Raw genomic sequence first — 25,032 nt, 5'->3', positions numbered from 1 at the left:
CGTTGTGCGGCCGGGCCTAACTCAGTGAGTCCTTGATGACCTTGCCGGTGGCGTTGAGGGGCAACGCATCGAGAAACTCGACGGTGCGCGGGACCTTGAACCCGGCCATGCGCTCACGGCACCAGTCGATCAGCTCCTCGGAGCCGACCGCACCGCTGCGGACGACGAACGCCTTGCCGACCTGACCGAGCCGCTCGTCGGGAACCCCGATGACCGCAGCCTGCGCGACGGCCGGGTGCTTCATCAGGAAGCCCTCGATCTCGGCCGGATACGCGTTGAACCCGCCGACGATGTACATGTCCTTCTTGCGTCCGATGACGCGCAACCGGCCGGCGTCGTCGAAATTGCCCAGATCTCCGGTGTGCAGCCAGCCGTCGGGGTCGATCGCCTCGGCGGTGGCCGCCGGGTCATCCAGGTAGCCCTGCATGACGCCGTAACCACGGACCAGCACCTCGCCGTCGTCGGCGATGCGCACTTCGACGCCCTCGCACGGAAGGCCGGCGGTGGTCGCGACATCCTCGAAGGAGTCGCCGGGCCGCGACAAGGTCACGTTGCCCGCCTCGGTGAGCCCGTATCCGGTCATCAACGTACGGAACGGCAGCTCGTCATGGATGCGCCGGACCAGCTCGACGGGGATGTCGGCGGCGCCGGTCACGCCGGCGCGCAACGTGGCTAGCCTGGACTTGTCGGGGACCGTGAGCAAGGAGTGGTAGAGCGTCGGCGGCCCGGGCAGCATCGTAATGCGTTCCCGCTCAATCAGATCGACGACGGTGTCGATCTCGAAGACCGCGAGCGGCAGCATCGTCGCGCCGCGCAGGAACGACGTGATGAGCCCGGCCTTCAGGCCGAACGTGTGGAAATACGGGTTGATCTGCAGGTAGCGGTCACCACGGCGCAGGTCCGCCAGCGTCGCCCACTCCTCGTACATGCGCAGCGTCTGCCCGTGGCTCATCATCGCGCCCTTCGGGCGGCCGGTGGTGCCGGAGGTGAAGATGATGTCGGAGATGTCGCTGCCGCTCACCGCCCGCTCGAACGGTGAACCGCTGGACAGGAAGTCGGATGCCAGGTCTATCACCGGTATCCCCGCGGGGGCGGTGTAGTCCTGGCCCAGGAATCCCTTGCGCGCCAGGACGGCCTTCGCCCCGCTGCGCGCGATGATGTCACCGGCTTCGTCGGCCTTGAACCGCGTGTTGACGGGCACGAGCACGCCGCCGGCGGTGAGCAGACCGAACGCCGCGACGATCCACTCCGCGGAGTTGGGCGCCCAGAGGGCGACTCGATCACCCTTCTCGACGCCGACGTCAGCGAACGCGCCTGCGGCGCAACGGATCCGCTCGACAACTTCGGTGAATGTGAGACGCAGCGGACCGTCGACCACTGCTTCCGCGTCGCCGAAGCGGTCCGCCGCGCTCAAGACCATCTCGGGGATGGTCCGCCATATCTGACTGGCCGGCTCCTTCTCATCGCGCTGCGCGCGCTGCATCGTCACCGACCGGGCTGAGTATTCAGCGTGCCGTTACACCGTCACGAGCCGGCCGAGGTTGCCGCCCATGATCTTCGCCTGGTCGTCGACCGGCAGGTGCGACAGCGCGTTGATGTAGAAGGTCGGCTCCGCCAGCCCTTCGGGGTGCGGCCAGTCCGAGCCGTAGAGCACCTGATCCACACCGACGAGACTGATCAGATCGTCGATGCCGTCCTCGAAGAACGGGCTGACGAATATCCGGTTCTTGACCATCTCGACGGGGTCGCTCGGGAAGGCCTCCGGGGCCTTGCGGAAGACCTCGGCCAGGCCGTCGAGCAGCGGGGTCATCCACTTCGAACCGGCCTCGACGATGGCGACTTTCAGCTTCGGGTGGCGGTAGAGCGCGCCGTGGATCACCCACGACCCCACCGCGTCCTGGATCGGCCGCCACTCGTTGAGAATGCCCATCGCATTGGTCTGGAAGGGCAGCATCTCCTGGTCGGCGCCGTCCCACTCGGAGGTGTACCGGGAATAGCCGCTGTCGCTGGAGTGCATGCCGACCAGCAGGTCGTACTCCACGACGCGCTCCCAGAACGGGTCGAACTCGGGTAGCGCGAACGACCGGGGGCCGCGGAAGCCGGGGACCGGAGCCGGGCGGATCAGGATGCAGCGGGCGCCGCGCTTGACCACCCACTCCAGCTCCTCGATCGCCTTCTCGACGATCGGCAGGGTGATGACCGGGGTGGTGAAGATGCGGTTCTGGTAGTTGAAGCCCCAGACCTCGTCGAGCCACTGGTTCAGCGCATGGATCAGGACGTGGATGGCGACCGGGTCGTCGCGCAATCTTTCCTCGATCAGGCTGGCCAGCGTCGGGAACATCAGGGTGCGGTCCAGGCCCAGCTCGTCCATCTTCTCCAGGCGCGGGCCGGGCTCGAAGAAGGCCGGGATCGCGCGCATCGGCTCACCGAACAGTTCTCGCTTGGTCTTGCCTTCCGGGTTGCCGTACTTGAAGTACTCCTCCCAGGCGCCCGGCCGGGCGACGACCTCGAAGGTCGGGTTGGGAATGTAGTTGCTGATCACGCCCCGCAGCGCGATCTTGGTGCGCCCGTTGACCTGGACGTACTGGACGTAGTCCTTGTACTCCTTGGGCAGGTATTTGGTCAGCGCCTCCGGCGGCTCGTAGAGGTGGTTATCGGCATCGAACAGCGGAAACGGGACGTCCTCCCGGTGCGACAACTGGCCCATGAAATCCTCCTTCGCATTTTACGAGAATACTATTCTCGCGGCGCTCGCGTCGCAACTGCCGGTCGCCTCGGCACCGCGCTCCGCGCGCGTTGCAGTCCTCCAGGGGCGTGGGGCAGGAATGGGGTTCGGTGATCGACCGCCACTTCCGCCGAGAGTTCGTCACCTCGGCCGACGACACCCGAATCGCGCTCGACAGCATCGGCTCGGGCTGGCCGGATCGCACACCGTGCATGTCGTCCACCGGCGGGGCCGGGGTGCGTGCCACCGCCCCCGGCGAGCGGCGGGAGCCGTAGCCGTCAGCAGCTGGCGACGATCTTGAACGTCGCGGTGGCCGGTTCGGTGGGGGTGTCGGACTTGTATCCGTTCGCGGTGCCGGTGACCGTGAACTTGTCGCCGCTGAAGCTCATGCTGGCGTCCCCGCCGTCATCCTTGGAGTACATGCCGGTGAAACCGCCCAGGTTCTGGATCCGCACGGACTCCGCCGTCTGCGGCTCGGCCCGCCCATCGATCACGACCTTGGCCCCGGCGAAGTCGCCGCCGATGTCGATGGTCCGGTACCACTCCTGTTGGTAGCACTTGACGACGTTGATCTTGGCGTCGGTCCCGTTGACCGTCACCGACGCCGAACTCGAGAGCGGGGTCTGCGGCTTCGGGCTGCAGGCGCCCAGGCCGGCGACGGCGAGTGCCGCGGCTACCAGCGCGCCGATGCGCTTGTGCATGAGGCCACCTCGATCCTTTGCCCGCAAGCCCCCGGCCTGCTGCGATGATGCTATTCTCCCGCAATGAGAATGCCAATATCGGTATTTTCGCCCGAGGAGCGGTGACGCGTGGTTGACCTGGAGTTCGACCAGGAGTTCCCGGGTTTGGCGGTGCTGACGATCGACCGACCGCACGCGCGCAACGCCATCTCGCTCGAGACCATGGGCCAGCTGGAGAACGCGCTCGACGCGGCGGCAGGCGCCCGGACCCTGGTCGTCAGGGGCGCCGGCGACCGGGCCTTCGTCTCGGGCGGCGACCTCAAGGAGCTCAGCGCGCTGCGGACCGAGGAGGACGCCGCGGCGATGGCGAAGCGCATGCGGTCGATCTGCGATCAGCTTGCGGGCTTCCCGGCTCCCGTAGTCGCCGCGCTGAACGGGCACGCCCTGGGCGGTGGCGCCGAGTTCGCCGTCGCCGCCGACATCCGGATTGCGGCCGACGACATCAAAATCGCTTTCAACCAGGTGACCCTGGAGATCATGCCGGCCTGGGGCGGCGCCGAACGACTGGCGGCGATCGTCGGGAAGGGCAAGGCGCTGTTGTTGGCGGGCACCGGAATCGCGCTGGACGCGGCCGAGGCCGAGCGTATCGGCCTGGTGGACAAGGTCATTCCGCGAGCCTCTTTCGACGAGGGCTGGCGGTCGATCGCCGGCTTATTGGCCCGTCATCCGTCGGGCGAGATAAAACGGGTAATCAGCGGAGTTTCGCCGGACGAGGCGATAGCATCCTTTGCACGGTTGTGGGTTGCCGACGCCCACTGGCGGGCCGCAGAGCGGTTGACGAACCGCACCGCCAGTCCGCCCCCGGCGGCCGAAGGAGCGCCATGAACACAAAGAGACTGCTCGCGTCGGGCGCAGCGATGTCGGCGCTGTCCGTTGTTGCTTTGTCGGGGCCGGCGGGTCCCTGGACAAGCACCGCGCCCGCACACGCCGACCCCGTCTGGCATCAGGTTGTGTACGTCGTCTCGACCAAGACCCCGGCCTACGTCGACATCTTCTACCAGGATCAGGATCCGGCGGTCTTCTCCGACTACAGCCACAACAATTACTCATTCACTCCGCAGGTACACGCGGACATCACCCCCGACAAGCCGTGGGTGCAGCCCGTGAACCTGTTGAACCCGGATCAGTGGGCGATGGTCACGGCCACCACCGGTCACGAACCGCTGGCGAACGGCGGCGTTCAGTGCAACCTGTCAGTCGACGGCAAGGTCGTGGTGTCCAACATCGGACCCAAGGGTGCGCTCTGCTCGTTGCGCACCTGGTGACCCGCCCAGCCCGTCGGCGTATCCGCGATCGGCCGCGGCTCCCCCTCCAGTCGGCGCAGATGGCTTTCCACGAGCTGCCTGGTTTCGGCGTGGCCGCCCGACATCCCGATCGCCTGCTCGAGCACCAAAAACCTTGACAGGCTGGACATCAGCACGGTCCAGACCACGGGCGGCACGTCGCCGCCGTCCTCCCCGTAGCGCTGCAGCGCGGCCGTGACGGCCCGGCATTCCTCCTGACGGAAACGCTCGGCGTAGTAGGCGATTTCGGCCCGCATCTCCTTGCGATGGTTGGCCAGCGCCATGAACTCCATCGAGATCCGGGTGAACCCGGGGTCGTTGCCGAACCTCCACAACGCCCACAACGGCTGCGGCGACGCCAGCAACTGGGCCTGGATGCGCAGCCCCTCGTCGGCGCGCCGCCGGAAGACCTCGAGGAACAGCTCCTCCATGGTGCGGAAGTAGTAGTGCACCAGCTGGGGTTTCAATCCCGCCTTGTTGGCGAGACGGCGAGACGTCACGGCGGCGTAGCCCTCTTCGACCATGAGCTGTTCGGCCGCGTCGAGCAGCAGTCCGCGGTTCTTCGCGTCCGGCGCCCCGAGCCTGCGGGCCGCCGCTGAAGCAGATGTCATGCCTGCTCCCCACTCCTGCCTTCGCGTGCCGACCACACGGATGGTAGCGCGACGCGCGATGTCGCCTTGACCCTGACATTATCGCCATGCTAAGCAAGTGCTCAGCACTGACCGCATCAATTGGGGTGGCGCGGGCGTCTCGCCACCCGAATCATCTCCGCCAACCCCGGCTCTTGGAGGCACGAGGACATGAGCGACTTCGACACCATCGACTTCTTCACCGATGCGTCTCTCGTGCCGGACCCGCACCCCTACTTCGACTATCTGCGCAGCCAGAATCCGGTGTTGCGGCTACCGCATTACGGCGTCGTGGCGGTCACCGGTTACGACGAGGCCACCGAGGTCTACAAGGACACCGAAACCTTTTCGAACATCGTCGCGCTCGGCGGGCCGTTTCCCCCGCTGCCCTTCCAACCCGAGGGCGACGACATCAGCGCACAGATCGAGCAGCACCGCAGTTACTTTCCGATGTACGAGCACATGGTGACGATGGATCCGCCGGACCACACCCGGGCCCGATCGGTGCTGAGCAAGCTGCTGACCCCGAGCCGGCTGAAGCAGAACGAGGAATTCATGTGGCGCCTCGCCGACCGTCAGCTCGACGAGTTCCTGCACAACGGTGAGTCCGAATTCATCGCCGACTACTCCAAGCCGTTCGCCACCTTGGTGATCGCCGATCTGCTCGGCGTTCCGGAGGACGACCACAAGGAGTTCCGCGTCGTCCTCGGCGCCGACGGGGGCGGTCGGGTCGGGGCGCTGGACCACGAGTCGGTCGGCATCAACCCGCTGGAGTGGCTGGACGACAAGTTCTGCGCGTACATCGAGGACCGCCGCCGCAGTCCGCGCAACGACGTCCTGACGTCGCTGGCCGGGGCGAAGTACCCGGACGGGTCGACACCCGAGGTGATCGAGGTGGTCCGTTCCGCCACATTCCTTTTCGCCGCCGGGCAGGAGACCACGGCCAAGCTGCTCAGCGCCGCGCTTCAGGTCATCGGTGAGCGGCCGGACATCCAGCAGGAGTTGCGCGACGACCGCAGCCTCATTCCCGGGTTCATCGAGGAGTCGCTGCGCATGGAAAGCCCGGTCAAATGCGACTCGCGGCTGGCCCGCCGGGCCACCAGCATCGGCGGCGTCGACATCCCCGCGGGGACCGTGGTGATGGTGCTTCCCGGTGCCGCCAACCGCGATCCGCGCAGGTTCGACAACCCGCACGAGTTCGACCTGCGTCGCAAGAACGTCCGCGAGCACATGGCCTTCGCCCGCGGCGTCCATTCCTGCCCCGGCGGGCCGCTGGCCCGCGTGGAGGGCCGCGTCTCGATCGAACGCATCCTGGACCGGATGTCGCGCATCGAGATCGATGAGAAGCACCACGGGCCACGCGGCGACCGCCGCTACACCTACGAGCCGACCTACATCCTGCGCGGCTTGAGCGAGCTACACCTGAAGTTCACGGTCGACGATTCGGTCGCGTCCGCGGGCTGAGACCCGCGGGACCTATCCCATCTGCCGGCCGACGAAGTAGCTGCCGAGCAGGGCGGCGGCCATGATCAGCACCCATGCATCGGTGAGCCGGCACAGCAGCGCCGGGGCGTTTCGCACTTCCATGAACTCCCGAAAGATGATGCGCACCTTGACCAATGCGATCACGATGACGCCGGCGGTGACGACCGCGCTGGATCGTAATGACCCACCGGCGGTGCGGTCGATGCACAGGTAGCCCAGGGTGAGCGCCGATAGGATCAGCCACACCCCCATCAGCCGCTTGTTGAACTTCATCGTTCACCTCACCACGTACAGCAGCGCGAAGATGAGCACCCACAGGAAGTCGACAGTGTGCCAGTACGTGGCGCAGGTCTCGACCAGTTGCTGGGATCTCCTTGTTGCACTTCGGAGTTGATAGACGATGATGGCGAGGGCGATGAACCCGATCAGCAGGTGCACGAAGTGTATGCCGGTGAGAAAAAAGTAGTAGGTAAAGAAGTCGCTGCTGTCCAACCCATTTCCCGCGTGGACCAGCCGGGCCCATTCGAACACTTTCAACGACAGGAACACCGCGGCGAGCACGCCCGTGACGGCGACGTCCCTGAGCGCCGCGTTGTAGGCGCCGGCGCGCGACGACTGGACGCAGCGCGCGACCGACCACGAACTGAGCAGCAGGACGAGGGTGTTCAGGACGCCGATCGGCAGATCAAGCTGCGACTGTGCATGCAGGAACAGCGCCGGGTTTTGGCTTCGGTAGAACAGGTAAAAGCTGAAATACGCCGTAAAGATCAGCGTTTCGAAGAGTACGAAAGCCCACATGTCCGGCTGGCCGGGCACGAATCTTGTGGGCTTGTCGGCGCGTTCCGTCATCGTGGCACCCTGGCCAGCTCGGGCAGAGGCCCGCTGCCGAAGTCCTCGCGTTGGATCATCCGGAAGAGCATGAAGATGAAAACACCGGTGTAGATGCCGAACACGACCACGTCCAACCACCAGGCGATCTGACCATTCCACGCCAACACGCCGCGCCGGAAGATCCAGCAGGGCGCCACGACGACTTCGGTGAGCGCGTTGCACAAGTTGAGGTAGCCGAACCACTTGGGGAACACCCGATTCCGGTCGAGCAGGATCGCGATCATCCAGATCAGTGAACCGATGAGGAAGACCCCCATCGTTCCGTCGAACGACAGGAAGGCGAAGTCGTAGAGCCAACCGATCGCTTCGGGACTTCGCTCGGGGCGCAGCGTGCCGACGATCAGAGCGATGCAGAGCAGCAGCATGCCGGGAACCGCGCTGAGCGAGTAGATGATCAGGTAGGAGTATGCGAACGCGGGGCTCACCGACATGCGTCGCATCGAATAGGCGATGAGGGCATTGTTCACCGCGATCATGCCGCCGACGGCGAAGATGACGCCGAAGCCGACCGGTATTCCCAGGTGGCGGGCGTGGAACCAGTGCACCTGCGTCGCGAGGTCCCAGGCGGGCTGCGGTGGGGGTTGCACACGCGCCACGATGAAGAACACGGGGAAGAACAGGCTGTAGAAGACAACGAGCGCCCCCCAGGCCAACCAGAGCTCGCGCTTGGGATCACGCCGGCAATGCCAGGCGATGCGCCGACGGAGCGACCCCGGTGGCGGCGTGGCCGGCGACGCCGGCGGTGTGATCAGTGCGCTCACGCGTCGACCAATTTCTTTTCCCCCCGGCGGTATTCGGCGCGCTCCCGATAGACCGCCTGCCGCAGAACCAGGCCCATCACAACGATCCAAACCGCGATGGCAACGTTTTTCAGCCAGAACGACAACACGCCGTCCCAGGCCAGCGGTCCGGACAAGGATAGCCCGACGAACGCCGCGGGGGTTAGCGCAGCGGCCACGAGGAGGTTGAAGTGGGCCACCCAGCGGCTGAATACCGGACGCGGCCCGCCGTCGAAATAGATTGCCAGCGCTAGGATCACGCTTTGCCCGATCAAGAATGGGACCAGGATGGTGAAGGTGATCCAGGCCAAGTCGTTGAACATCTGCGTGAGTTCCGGGCTTCGCTCCGGCCGGAAGGCGGCCAGCAGCCAGCAGACATTCGCGATGAGAAACAACGTCGGGCCCCCGGCCGCGCAACCCAGCAGTGCGTAGGAGAAGATCGGCGTGCGGTGCGCCATCCTGCGGACCTGCATCACGATCAGGGCCAGAATCGGGATGAGGCACACCCCGAACCAGTTGAGCATGATCATGCTGTACCGGATCTCCGGGAGGTGGGCCGGATCGCGGTAGAACGCGGCCACCTGCTGCGCCGTCATCGTGGGTGACATCGGCGGATTGAACCCGGGAAACAGGAAATAGCAGGCGATCCAGATGATCACGGCAGCCGGCAGCGTCCACAACAGAATGACTTCACCATCGGTTCGCCGCAGCGAACCGCGGGCGCTTACCGCATCGCTTTCGCCGTCGTCGGACATCGCGGCTCCTTCGCTACCACGTGACATGTCAGCGAAGCTAGCCGATCGGCTAGCTCAAGGTCAACGCCTGGTCTAATCTCGTCATGTGGAGACTGGGGTGACCGGCGGCGCATTGCGCGTCGTCCAACACAGCGCCGCCCGGACGCGCGTGCTGGATGCCGCGCTCGACTTGTTCGCCGAGCACGGTGTCAGCGGGACGTCGTTGCAGATGATCGCCGACGCCGTGGGGATCACCAAAGCCGCCGTATACCACCAGTTTCGGACCAAGCAACGGATCGTCCTGGCCGTCACCGAGCGCGAACTGGGCCGGTTGGAACCCGCGCTGGCGGAGGCCGAGGCGCACGGTGAAGGCCGGCAGGCCCGCGATGCGCTGTTGATCCGCGTGGTGGAGATGGCGGTTCGCGACCGCCGGTTGGTGCGGACCCTGCAATTCGATCCCGTGGTGGTGCGGCTGCTCGCGGAACACGAGCCTTTCCAACGGTTTATGGAGCGGCTGTACCGGGTGTTGTTGGGCGACGCCGGGCTGGACGGCCGGATCGAGGCGGCCATGTTCTCGGGGGCGATCAGCAGCGCGGTCATGCACCCGCTGGTGGCCGACATCGACGACGACACCCTGCTGGCGCGGCTCACCGAGCTGAGCCGGCGGTTGCTCGGCCTGCATGAGGTGGGGGGCGCTGACGGCGCAACGGCAGTCGGTAAAAGCGGCTATTTCGGCTGACCGGGAAATCGCGGACGCCAAGGCGCATTGCATGTTTCGGACGGGCAATCATGGCGTGCTCCGACCAGATTTCTTTGCCCGCTTTGACGCCCGTTCGGGTACGGTTTTTTCATGAATACAGCCGCGCGTCTGGTTGCCGCAGCAATCACCGTGACGACCGGAATCGGATTGGCCAGTGCCGGCGCGATGACCAGCGCCCGCGCCGACAATCCGCCATGGCCGTTCGTGGGGTACCACTGGTGTCCGGGCCAGCCCTTCGATCCGGCGTGGGGGCCCCAATGGGATCCGACTACCTGTCACGACGCGCACCATCGCGACAGGGACGGCACGATTCACAACGGCGATTACTTCGGGCCCAGCCCCTTCCAGACGTGGCCGGAAATTCCGAACAATCGGCCGTGAGCGGCCCGGGCGTCGGCTTAAGTGTCGCCGCGTTCCCAGATTTGAGTGCCGTCGTGGGCATTGCACACCAGAAACAACCCGTCGGGCGCCTGCGCCACGTAGTACTCCGGGTAGTCGACGCACGACGAGTTCTCTTCCTTGACACCGGCCATCGGAGGCGAACGGAACCATCGCGGCTCGTACCGCCTCGGCGATCCGCAGAACATCAACCGGCCCGGCTGGGTGGCGAAGGACACGTAATAGTCGGCGGTGCCGAACACGTAGTAAGTGGTGTTGTCACACGGCGCGCCAAGGACCTGATGCGGCATGATGCCCGGAGTGCAATCGGGGTAATCGCAATTGACCGGTGCGGCGGCAGCCTGGGGCGCCGCCAACACGCCGAGGCCCAGAAAAACGGCGACCGCTGCCACGATGAATCGCACGACAATACTTTGCCATAGCTCCACCGGCGGTGGGAATAGAATTCTCCCATTCCGAGAGGAAGCGCAGCCCGATATCACCGGCTCCGGCGCCGGCGCGCTCGCCGTGCAGTGATAATGTGGCTCTCTCTTGCAGGTGCGGACGGGGAGGTGATCCATGCCGCCACGCGAGCTTCCAGCCGAGACGCTCGACGCCAATACCCGCGGCGACGGGGTCCTCTCCGACGCGTCGCCCGGCTCGGACGCCGAAGCAGACGAACTGGCCCGGGCCGAAGCCCGCGCCGAGGCGGCGCGTGAACGCGCGAATCTGCTGCGCCGACAGGCCGATGCGACGTCGGGCGGCACCGGCGCCGCCGAGGAAGTTGACGCGACCCCGCTGCGCCGCCGGTGGCTCCGTCGCCCCGGCCGGCGGGCCCTCGGCGCCGCAATCGCGATCCTGGTGAGCCTCTCCGCGCTGTCGGCGAGCGGCTATCTCGTGTGGCATCACCGTGAGGTCGCCAAGCAGCGGCAGCGCACCGCCGAGTTCACCGCGGCGGCCCGAAAAGCGGTGGTGTTGATGATTTCCATCGATGCCAATAAGGCGAGAGAAGACGTCCAGCGCTTCGCCGATGACACGACGGGGACATTCAAGGTCGGCGTCCTGATGGGTGGCGAAGATCTGGTCAAAGCGGTCGAGCAGTCGAAGTCCAGCTCCAAGGGCACCGTCGAGGCCGCCGCCGTACAGTCGATGACGCAGGATTCGGCGGTGGTCCTGGTCGCGGCGAAATCCGAGATCACCAAACCCGGTCAGGCCCAGCCCGAATCGCGGCGATTGCGAATCGTCGTCACGGTCGAACGCGACAACGGGGAGCTCAAGGTGTCCAGAGTCGACTTCGTCCCATGACCGTCGACAGCGCAGCACCCGAAGAGTCGCTTCAGGATTCGGCGCCCGGCCGCCGAATCCGCGCGGTGGCGCGCTGGATGCGTCGGTGCCTGGCAAGGTGGCGTCCGATCCTGTTGACAGTGCTCCTCGTATGCGCGGTCGGGTTCGGTGCCGGCTATTTCTACTTCGTCCACCGCCCGGATGAGCAGACCGACCGCGCTGCGACGCACCAGGTGATCAAGGCCGCCAGCGACGGGGCGGTGGCGTTGCTGTCCTACTCGCCCGACACTCTCGACCGCGATTTCGCGAACGCCAAATCCCGGCTCAGCGAGGACTATCTGGCGTACTACCAACGTTTCGCCGACCAGGTCGTCGGGCCGGCGGCGCAGCGCGGCCAGGTCACGACGACCGCCAGCGTTGTCAAGGCCGCGGTGTCGGAAATGCACCCCAATTCGGCGGTGGTACTTGTTTTCATCAGGCAGAAGACCACAAGCACCGCGAAGCCGGAACCGGTGGTGACGTCGAGCAGCCTGAAGATGGCCTTGGTAAAGGTCAAGGGTTCGTGGCTCATCGACAAATTCGACGTCTTATGAGCGCACCACCACAGCCTCCGGGCTGAACCATTCCGTGGCATGCGGGGCGGTGTTAGTCTGTGAATTCGATTCGCTTGCAAATGGCGGTATTAGCGCGTCAAGGAGCACATGATGCGTTCGATAAATAGGGCGTTAAGCGCAACGCTTGTCGCCGCGGGCATGGCGGGGGGGGGGGGCCTCGCACCGTCCGCCTGGGCCTACGACCCCTCCATCAACGGGACGTACACCGCGACGGTGGTCGGCGACTGGGCCCGGACGAACGAGGTGTTCCACCAGGAGCCGGTGGTGCGAAGCACCTGGACCGTCACCACTTCGTGCTCCACGGCCTACCGGTGCGACGGTCAGGTCGTCAGCGACCAGGGTTGGACCGCACCGATATTCATGAACGAGGGCTCCACCTGGTTCGTCAAGCGCGACATCCCGAACTGGACGACCTGTCCGGACGGCACCTCATTCCCGGGGCACGACGTCATCCACTTCTACCCCGCGAACCCGGATACCGGTGAGAAATTGCTCGGGTCGCCGGTCCTGGCCGGACGGGAACAGACCACCGGCCCCAGCGGCGCCTGCGGAACCAACAAGCCGCTGTACATCGACCAGCCGTTCCGGCTGGACAAGATCAGTTGATTCGGTGCGCTGACCCCAAAGGCGTTGTCCGCCAAGGTGCACCGAGACCTGTAACGCCGCGGCCTTCAGATCGCGAACATGTCCTTCCACGTCCGGGCCGCCTTGGATGACGTCTTGACCAGGTCCGACTGCCGATAGACCTGTCCATCCGGGGTGACGAAGGTGCCCGTGTGCGGGTCGTACTGGGCCAGCGCCACCGACGGACCGGGCGCAGACTCGGTGTGCGCGAACGCGCTTGGTGCCGCCGACGCTTCGCGCCCGCGCCGCGCCGCCTGCCCACCCGGCGGGTGTGGGAGCGCACCAGCTCGGTGCGTTCGCGCAGGGTCACCAGCAGCGGGGTCGCGAAGAAGATCGACGAGTAGGTGCCCACCAGGATGCCGACGAGCTGCACCAGCGCCAGGTCCTTCAGCGTGCCGACGCCGAGCAGCCACACCGCCACCACCATCAGCGCCAGCACCGGCAGGACCGAGATCAGGCTGGTGTTGATCGAGCGCATGAACGTCTGGTTGATCGCCAGGTTGGCCTGCTCGGCGAACGTGCGTCGGGTGGTGTGCTGGAAACCGTGGGTGTTCTCCTCGACCTTGTCGAAGACGATGACGGTGTCGTACAGGGAGAACCCGAGGATGGTCAGCAGGCCGATGACCGTGGCCGGGCTGACCTCGAAGCCCACCAGCGAATACACGCCCGCGGTGACGGTCAGGTCGAACACCATGGTCGTCAGCGCGGAGATGGCCATGTAGCGCTCGTAGCGCACCATGATGTACAGGCTGACCAGCACCAGGAACACCGCCAGCGCGATCAGCGCCTTCTTGGTGATCTGGTCGCCCCAGGTCTCCGACACCGCCGAGTCGCTGATGGCCTGCTTACTGGGCTTGCCGTCGTTGCCCTTGGGCTGGAAGGCGTCGAACAGGGCGTTGCGGAGCTTGGCCGTCTGGTCGTTGGACAGCGCCTCGGAGCGGATCTGGACCGTCGCCGAGGCACCGTTGCCGACGATCACGACCGACTCGGGGTCCTTGCCCAGCGCCTTGCGGAAGACGTCGGACACCTGCGCGGTCTGCACCGTGCCGCCGCGCGGGAACGACACCGTGGTGCCGCCCTTGAAGTCGATCCCGAAGGTGAAACCCCGCAACAGGATGCTGATGATGGCGATCGCGACGATCACCCCGCTGACGCCGTACCACAGCCGGCGCCGGCCGATCACCTCGAACGCGCCGGTGCCGGTGTAGAGCCGCGCGAGGAAGCTGTGCCGCGGCTGCGCGGCGCCGACGGCGGCCGACTCGGTCGCGCCCGACGTCGCGTCGGCGGTCTCCGCCGGTTCGGATGCCTCGGAAGCCTCGGATGCCTTGGATGCCTTGGATGCCTTGGATGCCTTGGAGGAAACCATGCGCTATCCCCGTCCCGTCTTGGCAACCGACGATGCCCGGCGTTCGCGGGCGACCTGCTGGACGGCCCCCAGGCCGTTGTACGCCGGCTTTGCCAGCAGCGGGGACTTGGACGCCAGGTAGACCAGCGGCCAGGTCACCAGGAACACCACGACCAGGTCGAGGATCGTGGTGAGCCCCAACGTGAACGCGAAGCCCTTCACCTGGCCGATCGCCAGGAAGTAGAGCACCGCGGCGGCCAGGAAGGTGACGGCGTTGCCGGACACGATGGTCTTGCGCGCCCGCACCCAGCCGCGCGGCACCGCCGAGCGGAACGAACGGCCCTCGCGGATCTCGTCTTTGATGCGTTCGAAGAACACGACGAACGAGTCGGCGGTGGTGCCGATGCCGATGATCAGGCCCGCGATGCCGGCCAGGTCCAGGGTGTAGTTGATGTAGCGCCCCAGTAGCACCAGGATCGCGAAGATCATTGCACCGGAAGCGATCAGCGACAGCGCCGTGAGCAGGCCGAGCACCCGGTAATACACCAGCGAATACAGCAACACCAGCAGCAGGCCGATCGCGCCGCCGATGAGCCCGGCCCGCAGCGAGGTCAGCCCGAGCGTCGCCGAAACCGTTTGTGCCTCAGAGGATTCGAACGACAGCGGCAGCGAGCCGTACTTCAGGACGTTGGCGAGCTGGCGCGCCGTCGCGGCGTTGAAGGGCGGGTCGCCGCCGCTGATCTGGGTGCGGCCCCCCGGGATGGCCTCGTTGATCCGCGGGGCGCTGACCACCTGGGAGTCCAGGGTGAAGGCCGTCTGCTCACCGACGTGGGCGGCGGTGAAGTCCGCCCAAACGTTGGCGGCCGCCGGCTTGAACTGCAGGTCGACGACGTACCCGATGCCGCGCTGGTTCATCGACGAGCTGGCGTTCTCGATCTGGTCGCCGCTGATGATCGACGGCGCGAGCAGGTAGGCCACCTTGTGGTCGGTCGAGCAGGTGACCAGGGGCAGCGCGGGGTCGTCGTTGCCGGCGAGGATGTCGTCCTTGTCGCACTGGGTCGCCATGAACTGCAGGGCGAGGTACTGCACGCCCTGGCGGGTGCTCTGCCGCAGGTTCTTCTCCTCGGCGATGCGCTCGGCGAGGTCCTTGCGCGGGTCGGGAGGCTGGATCGGCGGCGCTTCCGGCGCGGGCGCGCCTGACGCGGGCGCCGGCGCCGGCGGCGGAGCGGGTTCCGGGACGGGGGCCGGCGCGGGCCCGGGCGGCGCGGCAGGTACGTCGATCGGCGCGATGGGTGACACCTCCCCCATTTGCGCCAGCGGGCTGATCGGCGCCGCCGGTGGCGGCAGCGCGGACGGCGGCGTTCCGCGCGGAACCGCGCCCGGCGGCAGCGGAGTTCCCTCCACCGGCCCGAAGATTCTTTCCCGGTTCCAGTTGACCCGGTCGTCGGGCGGGATGCCCTGCGCGATCAGGTTGGGGTCCAGCGGGTAGGTGCCGAAGACGTGCTGTCGCATCGCCAGCGGTTGGAAAGGCTTGTCGCTCTCGCAGATTTCGACGGTCGGCGCGCGTTTTCCGGGTTGCCCCATGCAGGGGTAGTTGCGGGCGCCGCGCACAGCGATGGGCGAATCCTGCGGCAGCTTGCAATACAGCCCGTCCGGCGTGTCAACGGTGCGGGTGTCGGCCGGAGAACGCCATTGACTCGGCGGCAGGAAGCCGACGGTGCACGCGGGGGGATCACTGATGATGAGATTGAATGCGCCCGTGGCCAATCCGGTCGGGGATTTGGTGCCGACGAACGACTGGATCGCCGCGGTGAACGGCGGCAGCAGCACCAACATCTGTTCGAGCGAGGCGTGATAGGTAACGCCGATCTGGCCGATCGTGGTGAGGTTCGCCAGCAGGACCGGCAGCGTCGGTTTTATCTGGTCAAGCAGCCGGGACGCCTCGTTGAGGGCACCGGGACCCTGTTGCAGCAGGGTGCGGAACTCCGGGTCGTTCTTGGCCAGCTGCCCACTGAACCCGGCGAGGCTGTGCGCCCACGTTCGGATCGAGTCGGCGGTCTGCGCCTGCGCGTCCAAGAACGGCCCGGTGTCTTCGGTCAGGCTGCGTGTTTGGTTGCCCACGCCGTTGAGGTCGCCCGAGACGCGCGCCGAACTGTCGAACAGGGATCCGAAATCGTATCCGGCGCCGTTGAATGCCTTGAACGACTCGTCGAGCAGTTGACCGAGCTTGCCCTTGGGGATGCTGTTGATCAACGCGCTGCTCTGGTCGAGCACCGGACCGATGGGCTGGGGAATGGTCGAGTCGTTCACGGCGATCACCGAGCCGTCATGCAGGTAGGGCGGCGAGTCGGTTCGGGGCCGCAGGTCGACGTAATACTCGCCCACCGCGGAGATGCTGAGCACCTCGGCTTTGAGGTCGGCCGGTATCTTCGGCGAAGTATCAAGGGACAACGTGGCTTTCGCGCCGTCCGGGGTGAGCCCCACCGCGGTCACCTTGCCGATCTGCACGCCGCGGTAGGTCACGTTGCTGAAGCGGTACAGGCCACCGGTGGCGGGCAGTTTCAGCGTGACGGTCATCTTGCCGATGCCGAGCAGGGTGGGCGCCTGGACGTACCACAACGCCATGACGACCACACCGATCGTTCCCACGATCGCGAAGATCGCCAACTGGATGCGGACAAAGCGGGTCAGCATCTACGAGCCCCCGTCCGTTGGCTGGCTTGTGGTCGGCGTCGCGCCCGGTACCGGGGCGCCCTGGTCGGCCGCCCGGTCCCGGGGCGCCCTGGTCGGCGGGCGCCGCCGGTGCCCCCGCCGGCGTCAGGCCCGGGAGCGCCGGCGACTGCGCGTCTGCCGGGCGCGGGCCCAGCATGGTCAGGCCCGCGATCAACGGTGACACCGGCGGCGGTGGTGCAGCGGAGGGCGGTGTGTCACCGGCCTGTTGGTTGACGGGTCCCGGCGCCGCGGGCGGCGGCCCCGGCCGTATCGGTGCCCAGGGAGGCGGCGGCCCGATCGGCGCCGGTTCCCCGATGGGCCCGGGCGCCGTAAGGCCGCCGGGCGCCCCGGGCGGTGCGCCGTATTTGAATTGCAGGTATTCAGGATCGGCGGGCCCCGGGACGGCCTCGGCGCCGATCCGTTCCCAGTGGGTGCCGCGCAGGAGGCCCTTGCGCAGACCGGCATTCGTCAGGTCGATGATGAAATACCCGTTGAGATAGTCGCCGCGGATGTACCGGTCGATGATGCTCTGTGTCCACGGGAACGTCGGCGCGTACGCGATCGCGGCGTCGAGATCAGGCCCGATGTCGGCGAGCGCACCGAGCGCCGGCGCGAGGTTCTTGAGGTTCCGCACCAGGTCGTCGCCCGCGTCGTTGACGAGCCTGGTCGCCGTGTCGCTGAACGTCCCGAGCTTGTTCAGCGCGGTCGTGAGCCGCGGGCGCTCCTTGATGAGCACGTCCAGCGCCGGCGGAATCTTGTACAGCGCCTGGGTGACCACGTCGCGTTGGGCGGCGAAGGTTCCGGACAGACGGTTCAGCGCCTGGATGGATGCGACGATGTTGTCACGCTGTTGGTCGAAGGTGCCCACGAACCGGTCGAGGCGCTCGAGGAGATCACGAACGGCCCCTTCGTTTCCGGAGAGTGCGGCGTTGAAGTTGTGGATGATGTCGCCGAACTGACCCAGGCCCCCGGCGTTGAGGATCACCGACAGCGACGACAGCGTCTGTTCGGTCGACGGATAGGTGGAGGACCGGTTCAGCGGGATCGTGGCGCCCGGTTGCAGCCGCCCGGTCGCCGGCTGCCCCAGCGGCGGATTCAGGGCCAGGTGCATGGAGCCCAGCAGGCTGGTCTGCCCGACGCTGGCCACCGCGTTGGCGGGGATCACCGTGCCGGGTTGCACCGAGATTTCGACGTCGGCGTGCCAGTTCCGCACGGTCATCTTGCTGATGCTGCCGACGATGACGTCGTCGATCATCACCGGCGAATTCGGTTCCATCGTCACGACATTGGCGAGCTCGACATGGTACGTGGTGGCGCCCGGGCCCCGTCCCACCGCGCCCGGCAGGGGCAGCGAGTTCAGGCCGTTGAACGCGCACCCGCTCACGGCGAGCATGACGGCGCACCCGATGCCGAGCAAGCGCCGGATCGCGAGCCGGGCGCTCACGGGTGCGCTCCGTCGGCGGGGAGCAGCATGTCCGAGACGTTCGCCGGGGCGGGCGGCGGCGGTTCGGCCGGCGCCGATGAAGCCGGGGGCGCTGCGGCCGGCGGCGGCTCACCCGGCGGGGGCTCCGGCATCGCCGCGCCGGGTATCCGCCCCAGCGGTACCGATCCCGGCGGACCCACGGGGTCACCGGGGAGCCCCGTGTACGCGGAGACGGCCGGCGGCAGCAAGGGCGGCCCCGGCCTGGGACCCTCCCCGCCGGGCTTCAGCCGGTCCTCGCTGTAGACAACGTTTTCCGGGGCAAAAGACGGCGCCAGGATCGGGTTGACCGGGATAGGTAAATAGTTGAAGTTGACGATAAAGTTCGGGTTGAACACCTTAAGCGCCGGGCTCAGATACAAGCCGCACAGCTTGCCGGTTTCGACCGCCGTGGCATTCTCGATGGCCCCGATGCCCGAGCACCAGGCGAACGTGGGATTGGTGAAGTTCTGAAGTCCGACCCCGCCGCGGATGTTACCGGTGTCCGGGTCGTAAGCGTTGTAGGCGTTGGCGAGTGCGGTCGGCGAGATGTGCAGCACGTTCTTCAACGCCATCTTCTGGTCAACGAGTATCTGAGTCAGGTCGGCCAACCGCGAAATCTGTTCGGAGGTCGCGTCGCGACTGTTCGCGATGAACCGTTGCACGTCGCCGACCGCGCTCGCCAAATCCGTCAGCGCAGCGTCCAAATCGGACTTGTTGTCGTCGAGCACGCTGGTCAGGGTCGCCAGCCGGTTGTCGAACTGGACGATCTGGACGTTGCTGTCCCGCAGGGCGCCGATGAAGGTCTGCAAGTTCTTGATGATGTCGACGAGGTTGCCGCTGCCCTCGGCGAAGACCCTGGCAACCCCGGAGAGCTGATTCAGCGTCTGGCGCAGCTTCTCGCCGTTGCCGCCGCCCAGCGCGTCGGCGGCGCTGTCGATGAAACGCGCCACCGACGGGGTCGACACCTTGCTGTTGGGACCCAATTCCGTTGCCAAACGCATCAATTGGTCTTTCACCTGGTCCCATTCGACGGGCACGGCCGTCCGGTCGGCCGGTATCACCGCCCCGTCGTGCATGGTGGGGCCGCTCGAGCGGTAGGCGGGCGTGAGCTGAACGTAGCGCGCCGCCACCAGGTTCTGGGCGACGATCACCGCCTTGGCGTCCGCCGGAATGGGTATGTCCCGATCGACGTGCATCACGATCTTCGCCTGGGTGCCCTGCGGCTGAATGGACGAGATGGTGCCGACCTTCATGCCGGCCACCCGCACATCGTCGCCGGGATAGATCGCGGTGGCGGTCGGGAAATAGGCGGTGATCGTCGTCGGGCGAAAGAACGTGGCGCGGACGGCAACTGCCGCGCCGACGACGAGCAGGACCGCCAGCACGATGGCCAGTCCGACCTTGAGCCCTTTGCGCGGAATCGCCTCGAGCCGCATCATCGCGACCCACCCGGGTCCATGTTGAACGGGAACGGGAAGAATGCCCGCGGCCCGGCGGTGTCCGGCGGCTGACCCGGGGCGCCGTAGGCACGGAACCCGAAGGCGTAATCGAACAACCACTGGAAGAATTCCAACTGGAAGAGGTTGGGGATGAACGGGTTGTAGTAGTAACCGCTGGAAACGGTCTCGCCCTGCGTCAGCTCGTACTTCGCCAGTCCCGGAAGCGCTTTGGCGAGACTGTCGCGGTTCTTCTCCAGGACCGCGGTCACGGCGTTCAGCTTCTCCAGCGTCGGCGCCAGCTTCGACTCGTTGTCGTGCACCACGCCGGACAGCTGCGTGGCCACCGCGGACGTGCTGGCCAGCAGCCGCACGATCGCCTGGCGCCGCGACACCAGCATCGACAACAGGTCATTGGCGTTGAGGATCAAGGTGTTGAGCTGCTGACTGCGCTGCCCCAGGATGCCGGTGACGTCGGCGGCGCCCTTGAGCAACTGCCCGAGCGTCTGGTTGCGGGCGTTGAGGGTCTGGGAAAGGCGGGTGATGCCGTCGAACGCCGGACCGAGTTGCGGCGCAACCTGATTCAGCGTCGAAGACAGCGTGTCTAGCGATTGGTTCAGTGACTCGGTATTGGTCCCGGCGATGTCGGTGGTCAGGTCACCGACCGCCTCGGACAACGAGTAGGGCGAGGAGGTGCGCGACGCCGGGATGACGGCCATTGGATGCAAATTGCCCGTACCCGCGGAGTCGATCGTCAACACGCGCTGGCCCAGCAGCGAACCGGTCTTGATGTGTGCGGTGGTGGCCGACCCGAGCAGGATGTTGCCCTTGGCGGTGAATGTCACCAGCACGTCGCCGTGCTGCAGCGACATGCCCGTCACGCTGCCCACCTTGACGCCGGAGAGGATCACGTCATTGCCGAGCGCGAGGCCGCCGGCATCGGAGAACAGCGCCTGATAGCGGACCGTGGTGGCCCGCTGGACCAATTGATCGGGGTTCAGGCCGACGGCGATGATCAACGCGATCAGTACGGCGCCGATGAATCCCGCCTTGATGAGGCCCGCTCCGCGATACTTATTCATCGGGGTCCTTCGGTTCCGCGCACCGCCCGGTGACCTGATGCTTGATGCCCACTTCCACGGTCCGGTACTGCAGATCGGAGACGCGCAGCGCGAGCCCGCACAGGTAATAGGGGAACCAGGCGCCGTAGGAACCCAGCCTGAGCAGCTTGCGGTAGTTGTGCGGCAACTTCTTCAGCGAGGTGTCGATGAGGTTCTTGTCCTTGTCGAGCAGCGGGGCAAGCCGATTCGCCTGATCCACGGTGGCGGCCAACGGCGGTCGCGCCCGGGTGAGCAGGTCGGCGATCGACGCGGTCCCGTTGTCCAGGGCGTTGATCGCGGTGCCGATCGTGTCGCGGTCCTGGTCGAGCCCGCTGATCAGCTTCTCGAGTCGGTCGACGGCACCGGAGAACTTGGTGCCTTCCTTGTCGACGGTGCCCACCACGGTGTTGAGGTTGTCGATCAACTCCTGGACCGTCTGACTATTGTCGGCCAAAGAATTGGAGAACGACGACGTCTTCGACAGCAGGGACTGCAGCGTCCCGCCCTCGCCCTGGAAAACCTGGATGAGCGCGGCGCTGAGCGCGTTGACGTCCTGCGGGTTAAGGCCCTGGGTAACGGGTTTCAGCCCGCCCAGCAACAGATCGATGTCGAGGGCCGGCGCCGTGCGATCGAGCGGGATCTCCGCCCCGGGCGGCAGCACCTTGGTGGACCCGGGGCCCTCGGCCAGCTCGAGGTAGCGATCGCCGACCAGGTTGAGGTAGCGGACCACGGCGCGGGTGCCGGTGGTGAGCACCACGCCGCGGTCGGCGTCGAACTTCACCAATACCTTCTTGTCGGGGCGCAGGCTGACGCTGTTGACCGTGCCCACCCGAATGCCGGCCACCCGCACGGTCTCTCCGGGCTTCAGGCGTGACACGTCGGTGAAGAGCGCCGAGTACCCGTTCGTCGACCCGGTGGTGTACTGCCCGAAGATGAAGAACAAGAACACGGTCAGCAGGACCATCACGGTGGCGAAGGCCCCGAACTTGATGATCATCGAGCGCGAGCCGGTCATCCGGGCTGCCCGATCTGCATGGTGTTGCGCGGCGGCCCGTCGAGGGGTCCGTAGAGCAGCTGCTTGAGCGCGTCGGAGTTCAGCAGCAGTTGCTGGTTGCCGTACTGCACCGGGTTGGAGCCGTTGTCCGTCACCACGAACGGCGGTGCAACGTCGAACGGCACCACCGGAAGATCCCGGCACTGCGGCCCGCCGGATGCGGCAACCTTGGGCAGGTTGGAGGGGTAGCGGTAACGCTCGGCGCCGAGGCCGAGGACGACGGTCACCTTGACCATCGGCTCCGGCAGGTCCGGAGCGTGCAGGTTCCCCAGCGATCCGGCGATGCCGCAATACAGCGCCTCGTGGTACTGGTTGAGCAGATCGGTGGTCGGCGCCAGCAGGTGCAGGTCTTCGGTCAGCGCTTCCCGGTTGCCGCCCACCACGTCATTGCCCATGTCCGCCAAGCCAATCGAACTGATCAGGAAGGCGTCGAGATTCTGTTGCTCGTCGACGATCGACTTGCTGATCCGGACCGTGTTGTCGGCCGTCGCGAGTAGGTCCGACGACGAGTCCGCGTAGGCGTTGCTCACCACGGGCAGGGCCTCGATGTCGTGTCGCAGCGCGGGCAGGCTCGGCTCCTGGGTGGCCAGGAAGGAGTCCAGATCGTGCAGCGCCTGGCCGATCTTGTGGCCCCGACCGTTCACCGCCGACGCTATCGCCCCGAGGGTTTCGTTGAGCTTGGCGGGATCGATCGTCGACAACAGCGACGTGAGTTGCTGGAACACCGTGTTGATTTCGACGGTGACGTGCTTGCCCTGGAGCACCTGACCCGCGTGCAGCGGCTGCGGTGACGGCTCGGCGGGCGGTATCAGCTCGACGAACTTCGCGCCGAACACCGTCGTCGACGCGATGTCGACGAGCACGTTGGCCGGGATGAGGTGGATCTCCGACGGATGTATCGCGAGGTGCAGCACGGCCTCGCCGTTGGGGCGCACGTCGATTGAGTCGACCTTACCCACCTCGACGCCGCGCATCTTCACCTTGGCGTCCGGGTTCATCACGAGGCCGGCGCGCGGCGAGACGACCGTGACGGGCACGCTCGTGGTGAAGTCGCCCCGGAAGAGGCCTATCGCGACGGCGAAGACCAGGACGACCAGGACGACCGTCGCCAACCCCGCCAGGGGCCGTGCGTAGGACTGCACGCCGAAGTGGTGCCCGGGCTTTGCCGCGACCGGTCGTGCGGCGCTGGTGGTTTCGGACCGGTGGATGGGGCCCGGCCCGAGGTCACGCGTCACTGTCCGTTCACCACCTTCCCTAGCCCGACAGGTTGAAGTTGCCGTTGGTGCCGTAGATGGACAGCGAGACGAGCAGCGTCACCGACACGACCACGATCAACGAGGTTCGCACCGCGTTGCCGGTCGCGACGCCGACACCGGCCGGTCCGCCCGAAGCAAAGTAGCCGAAGTAGGTGTGGATCAACAAGATCGTGATCGCCATCAGAACGGCCTGCAGGAACGACCACAACAAGTCGATGGGATTGAGGAACGTCGAGAAGTAATGCTGGTACAGACCGCCCGACTGGCCGAAGAGGACGACGGTCGTGAATTGGCTGGCGAGGAACGACAGGATCACGGCGATCGAGTACAACGGCGTGATCGCCAGCATCCCCGCGGCGATCCGCGTGCTGACCAGATACGAAACCGGCCGGATCGCCATGGATTCCAGCGCGTCGATCTCTTCGTTGATTCGCATGGCGCCCAACTGGGCGGTCACGCCGGCGCCGAAGGTGGCCGCCAGGCCGATTCCCGCGACGATCGGTGCCGCGATCCGCACGTTGATGAAGGCGGCCAGGAACCCGGTCAGCGCCTCGATGCCGATGTTGCCCAGCGAGCTGTACCCCTGGACCGCCAGCGTGCCGCCCGCGGCCAGCGTCAAGAATCCGACGATCGCCAGCGTGCCGCCGATCATCGCCAAAGTTCCTGCGCCCATGCTGATTTCGGCGACCAGCCGAATGACTTCCCGGCGGTAGTGGCGGACGGCGAAGGGGACCCCGGCCAGCGCCCTGCCATAGAACAGTGTGTGGTCGCCGATGCGGCCCAAAGTGGCGATCGGCTTGTCGAGTTGCCGCGTCAGTCGCGGATAGGCGGCTCGTACCGTCACAGCTTGTCCCTACACCCCCTCAGTGACCCTTGGCCGACATTCGGATGCCGATCGCGGTGACAACCACGTTCACGACGAACAGCGACATGAAGGCATAGACCACCGTTTCGTTGACGGCGTTGCCGACGGCCTTGGCGCCGCCGCCGGAGACCGTCAGGCCGCGGTAGCAGGCGACCAGCCCGGCGATCAGGCCGAAAAGCGCTGCCTTGACGCATGAAATGACGACTTCGGGGACGCCGGTCAGCAGGGTGATCCCCGCCGCGAACGCACCCGGGTTCACGTCTTGGACGAATACCGAGAAGACATAGCCGCCCACGATGCCGATGATGACCACCAGGCTGTTCAGCAACAGGGCAACCAGTCCGGAGGCCAGCATGCGGGGGGTCACCAGGCGTTGCACGGGGTTGATGCCCAGCACCTCCATCGCGTCGATCTCCTCGCGGATCGTGCGCGATCCCAGGTCGGCGCACATCGCCGTGGAGCCGGCGCCGGCGACGATCAACACGGTCACCAGCGGGCCGACCTGGGTGACCGCACCGAACGCGGCACCCGCGCCGGACAGGTCGGCGGCGCCGAGTTCCCGCAGCAGGATGTTGAGCGTGAAGCTGACCAGGACGGTGAACGGGATGGCCACCATCAACGTCGGCATGAGTGCGACGCGCGCAACGAACCACGACTGTTCCAAGAACTCACGCCATTGAAAGGGGCGGACGAAGACGAACTTGACCGCGTCGGCCGACATGGCGAACAGCCCGCCGATCGACTCCATCGGCTTGGAGCCCCGGCCCAGGGACAGGCCCCCGGTCCATCGCTCCGGGCCCGACTTCTTAATGGCCATCGGCGCCGGTTCCTTCCGGTCCCAGGGGTTTTGACGCCACCGTCAATAACTCGTCCGGA

Annotated in this window: 26 protein-coding genes and 1 pseudogene; 9 read left to right on the top strand and 18 right to left on the bottom strand. The window is 66.4% G+C overall.

Annotated features, from left to right (window positions below; genetic code table 11):
- Positions 1 to 16: 16 nt before the first annotated feature.
- Positions 17 to 1,483 carry a FadD3 family acyl-CoA ligase gene (locus BN971_RS13725; RefSeq protein ID WP_085182493.1) on the bottom strand — a complete coding sequence of 489 codons (1,467 nt, stop codon included), beginning with the start codon at positions 1,481 to 1,483 and terminating at the stop codon, positions 17 to 19.
- A 33-nt stretch (positions 1,484 to 1,516) separates the two neighbouring features.
- Positions 1,517 to 2,707: an amidohydrolase family protein gene (locus BN971_RS13720; RefSeq protein ID WP_085182494.1), complete on the bottom strand. Its 1,191-nt coding sequence runs from the start codon at positions 2,705 to 2,707 to the stop codon at positions 1,517 to 1,519.
- Between the two features lie 128 nt (positions 2,708 to 2,835).
- On the opposite strand from BN971_RS13720, the gene BN971_RS13715 reads away from it, so the two are divergent.
- The gene (locus tag BN971_RS13715; protein WP_169718644.1) at positions 2,836 to 3,000 is read left to right on the top strand and encodes a hypothetical protein; all 165 of its coding nucleotides are present in this window, start codon (positions 2,836 to 2,838) and stop codon (positions 2,998 to 3,000) included.
- A 3-nt stretch (positions 3,001 to 3,003) separates the two neighbouring features.
- On the opposite strand, the gene BN971_RS13710 is transcribed toward BN971_RS13715, so the two are convergent.
- Positions 3,004 to 3,426: a lipoprotein LpqH gene (locus tag BN971_RS13710; RefSeq protein ID WP_085182496.1), complete on the bottom strand. Its 423-nt coding sequence runs from the start codon at positions 3,424 to 3,426 to the stop codon at positions 3,004 to 3,006.
- Between the two features lie 108 nt (positions 3,427 to 3,534).
- On the opposite strand from BN971_RS13710, the gene BN971_RS13705 reads away from it, so the two are divergent.
- Both BN971_RS13705 and BN971_RS13700 read left to right on the top strand, forming a co-directional pair.
- The gene (locus BN971_RS13705) at positions 3,535 to 4,290 is read left to right on the top strand and encodes an enoyl-CoA hydratase/isomerase family protein (RefSeq protein ID WP_085182497.1); all 756 of its coding nucleotides are present in this window, start codon (positions 3,535 to 3,537) and stop codon (positions 4,288 to 4,290) included.
- A complete protein-coding gene (locus BN971_RS13700) occupies positions 4,287 to 4,730 on the top strand; it encodes a hypothetical protein (RefSeq protein WP_085182498.1) in 444 nt (147 codons plus the stop codon). The genes BN971_RS13705 and BN971_RS13700 overlap by 4 nt, the downstream gene beginning before the upstream one ends.
- On the opposite strand, the gene BN971_RS13695 is transcribed toward BN971_RS13700, so the two are convergent.
- Entirely contained in the window at positions 4,646 to 5,359 is a 714-nt protein-coding gene (locus BN971_RS13695) for a TetR/AcrR family transcriptional regulator (RefSeq protein WP_085182499.1), read from the bottom strand. The genes BN971_RS13700 and BN971_RS13695 overlap by 85 nt on opposite strands.
- Before the next feature lie 189 nt (positions 5,360 to 5,548).
- Here BN971_RS13695 and BN971_RS13690 point away from each other — a divergent pair, with 189 nt between their 5' ends.
- Positions 5,549 to 6,841, top strand: coding sequence for a cytochrome P450 (locus BN971_RS13690; protein ID WP_085182500.1), 1,293 nt, complete (start codon positions 5,549 to 5,551; stop codon positions 6,839 to 6,841).
- Positions 6,842 to 6,853: 12 nt separating this feature from the next.
- Here BN971_RS13690 and BN971_RS13685 read toward each other — a convergent pair whose 3' ends face one another.
- Genes BN971_RS13685 through BN971_RS13670 form a run of 4 tightly spaced genes read right to left on the bottom strand, consistent with a single transcriptional unit; the run spans position 6,854 to position 9,287 of the window.
- Positions 6,854 to 7,135: a cytochrome C oxidase subunit IV family protein gene (locus tag BN971_RS13685; protein ID WP_085182501.1), complete on the bottom strand. Its 282-nt coding sequence runs from the start codon at positions 7,133 to 7,135 to the stop codon at positions 6,854 to 6,856.
- Between the two features lie 3 nt (positions 7,136 to 7,138).
- Complete coding sequence (locus BN971_RS13680; protein ID WP_085182502.1) at positions 7,139 to 7,711, bottom strand: cytochrome c oxidase subunit 3 family protein; 573 nt, start codon at positions 7,709 to 7,711, stop codon at positions 7,139 to 7,141.
- Positions 7,708 to 8,514 (bottom strand): hypothetical protein, encoded by an 807-nt coding sequence (locus BN971_RS13675; RefSeq protein ID WP_085182503.1) that lies wholly within the window; start codon positions 8,512 to 8,514, stop codon positions 7,708 to 7,710. Before BN971_RS13675 ends, BN971_RS13680 begins: the two co-directional genes overlap by 4 nt.
- Complete coding sequence (locus tag BN971_RS13670) at positions 8,511 to 9,287, bottom strand: hypothetical protein (RefSeq protein WP_085182504.1); 777 nt, start codon at positions 9,285 to 9,287, stop codon at positions 8,511 to 8,513. The genes BN971_RS13675 and BN971_RS13670 overlap by 4 nt, the downstream gene beginning before the upstream one ends.
- 85 nt (positions 9,288 to 9,372) lie before the next feature.
- Here BN971_RS13670 and BN971_RS13665 point away from each other — a divergent pair, with 85 nt between their 5' ends.
- Complete coding sequence (locus BN971_RS13665) at positions 9,373 to 10,005, top strand: TetR/AcrR family transcriptional regulator (RefSeq protein WP_085182505.1); 633 nt, start codon at positions 9,373 to 9,375, stop codon at positions 10,003 to 10,005.
- Between the two features lie 111 nt (positions 10,006 to 10,116).
- On the top strand, positions 10,117 to 10,407 hold the full coding sequence (locus BN971_RS26855) for an Mtp family mycobacterial-type pilin (protein ID WP_085182506.1): 291 nt from the start codon (positions 10,117 to 10,119) through the stop codon (positions 10,405 to 10,407).
- A 17-nt stretch (positions 10,408 to 10,424) separates the two neighbouring features.
- On the opposite strand, the gene BN971_RS13655 is transcribed toward BN971_RS26855, so the two are convergent.
- A complete protein-coding gene (locus tag BN971_RS13655; RefSeq protein ID WP_085182507.1) occupies positions 10,425 to 10,829 on the bottom strand; it encodes a hypothetical protein in 405 nt (134 codons plus the stop codon).
- Between the two features lie 154 nt (positions 10,830 to 10,983).
- Between BN971_RS13655 and BN971_RS13650 the strand changes: the two genes are divergently transcribed.
- The 3 genes from BN971_RS13650 to BN971_RS13640 all read left to right on the top strand — a co-directional run bounded on the left by BN971_RS13650 (position 10,984) and on the right by BN971_RS13640 (position 12,908).
- Entirely contained in the window at positions 10,984 to 11,709 is a 726-nt protein-coding gene (locus tag BN971_RS13650; protein ID WP_085182508.1) for a hypothetical protein, read from the top strand.
- On the top strand, positions 11,706 to 12,281 hold the full coding sequence (locus BN971_RS13645) for a twin-arginine translocation pathway signal (protein WP_245836994.1): 576 nt from the start codon (positions 11,706 to 11,708) through the stop codon (positions 12,279 to 12,281). Before BN971_RS13650 ends, BN971_RS13645 begins: the two co-directional genes overlap by 4 nt.
- Positions 12,282 to 12,392: 111 nt before the next feature.
- Complete coding sequence (locus tag BN971_RS13640; protein WP_090350221.1) at positions 12,393 to 12,908, top strand: Rv2253/PknI dimerization domain-containing protein; 516 nt, start codon at positions 12,393 to 12,395, stop codon at positions 12,906 to 12,908.
- On the opposite strand, the gene secF is transcribed toward BN971_RS13640, so the two are convergent.
- The 9 genes and pseudogenes from secF to BN971_RS13595 all read right to left on the bottom strand — a co-directional run bounded on the left by secF (position 12,901) and on the right by BN971_RS13595 (position 24,973).
- Entirely contained in the window at positions 12,901 to 14,292 is a 1,392-nt protein-coding gene (gene secF / locus BN971_RS13635) for a protein translocase subunit SecF (protein ID WP_090350158.1), read from the bottom strand. The genes BN971_RS13640 and secF overlap by 8 nt on opposite strands.
- Before the next feature lie 3 nt (positions 14,293 to 14,295).
- Positions 14,296 to 16,965, bottom strand: coding sequence for a protein translocase subunit SecD (gene secD, locus BN971_RS13630; RefSeq protein ID WP_090350157.1), 2,670 nt, complete (start codon positions 16,963 to 16,965; stop codon positions 14,296 to 14,298).
- A gap of 208 nt (positions 16,966 to 17,173) precedes the next feature.
- A pseudogene (locus tag BN971_RS13625) lies at positions 17,174 to 18,376 on the bottom strand (MCE family protein); the annotation flags it as partial.
- Between the two features lie 47 nt (positions 18,377 to 18,423).
- Positions 18,424 to 19,884 (bottom strand): MCE family protein, encoded by a 1,461-nt coding sequence (locus tag BN971_RS13620; protein ID WP_085182510.1) that lies wholly within the window; start codon positions 19,882 to 19,884, stop codon positions 18,424 to 18,426.
- Positions 19,881 to 20,963 carry an MCE family protein gene (locus BN971_RS13615; RefSeq protein WP_085182511.1) on the bottom strand — a complete coding sequence of 361 codons (1,083 nt, stop codon included), beginning with the start codon at positions 20,961 to 20,963 and terminating at the stop codon, positions 19,881 to 19,883. Before BN971_RS13615 ends, BN971_RS13620 begins: the two co-directional genes overlap by 4 nt.
- Positions 20,956 to 21,996 (bottom strand): MCE family protein, encoded by a 1,041-nt coding sequence (locus BN971_RS13610; RefSeq protein WP_085182512.1) that lies wholly within the window; start codon positions 21,994 to 21,996, stop codon positions 20,956 to 20,958. The genes BN971_RS13615 and BN971_RS13610 overlap by 8 nt, the downstream gene beginning before the upstream one ends.
- Positions 21,993 to 23,270: an MCE family protein gene (locus tag BN971_RS13605; RefSeq protein ID WP_085182513.1), complete on the bottom strand. Its 1,278-nt coding sequence runs from the start codon at positions 23,268 to 23,270 to the stop codon at positions 21,993 to 21,995. Before BN971_RS13605 ends, BN971_RS13610 begins: the two co-directional genes overlap by 4 nt.
- A gap of 19 nt (positions 23,271 to 23,289) precedes the next feature.
- A complete protein-coding gene (locus tag BN971_RS13600) occupies positions 23,290 to 24,135 on the bottom strand; it encodes an MlaE family ABC transporter permease (RefSeq protein WP_085182514.1) in 846 nt (281 codons plus the stop codon).
- 19 nt (positions 24,136 to 24,154) lie between these two features.
- On the bottom strand, positions 24,155 to 24,973 hold the full coding sequence (locus BN971_RS13595; protein WP_085182515.1) for an MlaE family ABC transporter permease: 819 nt from the start codon (positions 24,971 to 24,973) through the stop codon (positions 24,155 to 24,157).
- Positions 24,974 to 25,032 lie beyond the last annotated feature (59 nt).

Origin of the sequence: Mycobacterium bohemicum DSM 44277, from assembly GCF_001053185.1 — a bacterium.
Classification (GTDB): Bacteria; Actinomycetota; Actinomycetes; order Mycobacteriales; family Mycobacteriaceae; genus Mycobacterium; species Mycobacterium bohemicum.
This window is presented reverse-complemented; position numbering and strand designations above follow the sequence as displayed.